We start from the raw sequence: 2,718 nt of genomic DNA on the forward strand, positions 1-2,718 counted from the left end.
CACGAATCCTCGTCGGGAAACATCCGGTCGAATTGAAAGACCGTCATTTGCGGCGTGAACTTGGGGGCGCGGGCTTCCTTGTTCCTCATGAAAATAAATGTAGCGCGAATATGCGTCCTAGTCAAGTAGTGCATACTCGCCTTGCTTTACGGGAGAGGGCGCCAAGGTCGCGGCACGCGACGAGGCAGGTGAGGGTGCTGCGATCGGTCTCGTGCAGCGAGAGCGATTGCAGGCATTGCTGGCAGGCATTGAGATCCCTCGACTCGGCAGCCTTCGCTCAAGATGACGGAAAGAAATCCCTTCGGCTGGACGTTTTCGTTTCTTTTCCCTTACGAACAGCGCGAAGCGCGCATCCTGTCACCCCAGGAAGCCCGAAACCCGTGAGGGGTTTCGGCAATTTTGTTCCTTAGTTTTTTCGGGATCCTTCGCCTGCTACTGCTGTTCGCGGGAGTGCTGCGATTCCCCAGGAATCGCGACGCCTTCCTGCTCGCACGTATTCGCGATATCGGACACGGTTGCGCGATGCATATCGCGGGTCCAGCGCAAATCGTCGTACTCGGTGCCGCGATGCATCGTGCAGCGATCGTCCCACATCACGAGATCGTGCAGGCGCCATCGATGCGTGTACACGAACTGCCGCTGCGTCGCATGCGCGATTAGTTGATCGACGAGCGCCAGCGCTTCGTCGTCCGGCATGCCGATGATCCGTCCGATATGCGACGCGATATACAGCGACTTGCATCCGTTCTCCGGAATCGTGCGCACCATCACTTGCGGAACCGGCGGCAATTCCTTTCGTTCCGATTCAGAGAAATTGCTGAAGCCAGTGCGCTGCCTCGAATAGGCGAGTGCGTGTATCGCGATCAGCCCGGGCAACTTGCGCTTCAGGCTATCGTCCAATGCGTCGTAAGCCGCTCGCAGGTCGGCAAATTCGGTATGGCCTCCGACCGGCGCGATCGTGCGCGCGTACAGCAATGACGCACGCGCGGGCAGATATTTGAACGAGCTGTCCGTATGCCAGAGCCGGTTGCCCAGTTGAAGTCCGCGCAGCCGGCTCTTCTCGCCCCAGATTTCATTTCTGACATTGAGATTCGAGATGTCCACCAGTTCCGGCGGCAGCCGCAACTTCGAATCCGGGCGATACGCGCCGATTGTCGGCTCGATCGGTCCGATATATTTCGCGAACGCGACGTGCTGTTCCTGCGTCAGGTTTTGTTCCGGGAAAATGACCACTGCGTAGTCCCAGAATGCTTGCTTGATTGCGGCAACATCGTCCGCATCGAGCGGATGCGCCAAATCGACATCGCCGATCTCGGCGGCGAATTGAGCGGTAATCGGATAGATCGTAATCGCCATTGATTCTTCGCCTCGAGCAATTCTTCCACTCAACGCGCGCGGCTGCGAATCTCGCGCAATACCGGCGCGATATATTCCTTGAATCGCGCCGGATCCTCGCTCATCGGAAAATGCCCAAGTCCCCGCATCGTCTGATACTTCGCACCCTTGATTCGTTTCGCGAGGTCTTCGGACATTTCAGGCGTGCTCGCCCAATCATACTCACCGGTGAGCAGGTAGAGCGGCGTTTGGCTAGTATCAATTTGCTCCGCCGTATTACTCAGATCGTGATCGACTGAGTAATAGTATAAATCGCCTTTGAATACCGGCGGCGCGCCCTGACTATATATCCACGCGGTCTCGCGCCGATACTTTTCGGGACTGGTCGGCGACATCAATCCGTACATCACGCTCGCCTTGTACTCATTGCTGACCCGCGGATGCGACCATTGATCGTCGTAACCGCCGGGTGTCGAAATCGCCGCCTCGACGCCGATTATCGCGCGAAATTTGTCTGCATGATGCAGCGCCAGGTCGGTCGCCAGATGCCCTCCGATCGAACTGCCCATGTACACCGGCCGTTCAAGTGCGAGTTCGTGACTCAGCGTGAGGACGAACTTCATCAGGAAATCCTTCGTGAGCCGATACTCGCTGCGCCACCATTCGATTCCAGTCGGCGGCACCGACTTCCCATGATATGGCAGGTCATACGCGATCATTCTGAAATCGCGCTGGAGCTCCTTGTCTTCCAGTAGATGCCGCCATTGACGGCCGTCGGCGCCCGCCGTGTGCTGCAGCACAAGCGGAATGCCCGCGCCGGTCTCTTCGAAGAAAACGCGGTACTCGATGCTATCGATCGTCAAATAGACGTAACGTCCCGTCGCGGTATCGAAACGTGCCATGGTGTCCTCGCTGTCCCTTTTACGACCGAGATTGGCGCATCAGTTCGATCAATCGGCAGGTCGCGCGATAGTACGGATGAAAGCCGGTCAGGTCGCCCTCGATTTTGAAGTTATGTCGCGTTACCGCCGCCATCAAATCCTGGTAGAACGGCTTCGGCACCGGCTTGAGCAATTCCTGCCAATCATCGAGTGGCGCTGAAATCTGCGCGTCAGTGTTCACGCTCGAAGCCGCCGACGCCCCGAGCGGCGCGAACTCCGCGATCCGTCCATCGCGCATCCGCAGGAGGTACGAATCGTCGCCGACGTCGAAACGCAAATCGGTATTCCAGAGCCGCGCCGCAAGTTGAAATTCGCCGTCGGCATTCGCCGCGGCGGCTATGGCGGTAGTATCGAACAACGCCATCGGCATTACCTCCATTGATCGGATCGATCTCGCGGATCGATCTCGTGCTCTGAGTAATCCTTTTGACCTCTCAAGAAA

General features: G+C 57.6%; 3 protein-coding genes. All 3 read right to left on the minus strand.

The features are described from left to right. Positions 1 to 432: 432 nt before the first annotated feature. From Q7S58_RS17025 to Q7S58_RS17035, 3 genes are read right to left on the minus strand one after another with little or no spacing between them, the layout of a single operon-like run. Positions 433 to 1,356: a TauD/TfdA family dioxygenase gene (locus Q7S58_RS17025; RefSeq protein ID WP_304828557.1), complete on the minus strand. Its 924-nt coding sequence runs from the start codon at positions 1,354 to 1,356 to the stop codon at positions 433 to 435. A 29-nt stretch (positions 1,357 to 1,385) separates the two neighbouring features. After that, complete coding sequence (locus tag Q7S58_RS17030; protein WP_304828560.1) at positions 1,386 to 2,237, minus strand: alpha/beta fold hydrolase; 852 nt, start codon at positions 2,235 to 2,237, stop codon at positions 1,386 to 1,388. A gap of 19 nt (positions 2,238 to 2,256) precedes the next feature. Further along, positions 2,257 to 2,655: a hypothetical protein gene (locus tag Q7S58_RS17035; RefSeq protein WP_304828562.1), complete on the minus strand. Its 399-nt coding sequence runs from the start codon at positions 2,653 to 2,655 to the stop codon at positions 2,257 to 2,259. Positions 2,656 to 2,718: the final 63 nt, after the last annotated feature.

This window comes from Candidatus Binatus sp. (assembly GCF_030646925.1).
GTDB lineage: Bacteria > Desulfobacterota > Binatia > Binatales > Binataceae > Binatus.

Excerpts from the sequence above, each read along its gene's own strand:
- Q7S58_RS17030 (WP_304828560.1), bottom strand. The coding sequence starts at position 2,237 with ATGGCACGTTTCGATACCGCGACGGGACGTTACGTCTATTTGACGATC.
- Q7S58_RS17025 (WP_304828557.1), bottom strand. The coding sequence starts at position 1,356 with ATGGCGATTACGATCTATCCGATTACCGCTCAATTCGCCGCCGAGATC.
- Q7S58_RS17035 (WP_304828562.1), bottom strand. The coding sequence starts at position 2,655 with ATGGAGGTAATGCCGATGGCGTTGTTCGATACTACCGCCATAGCCGCC.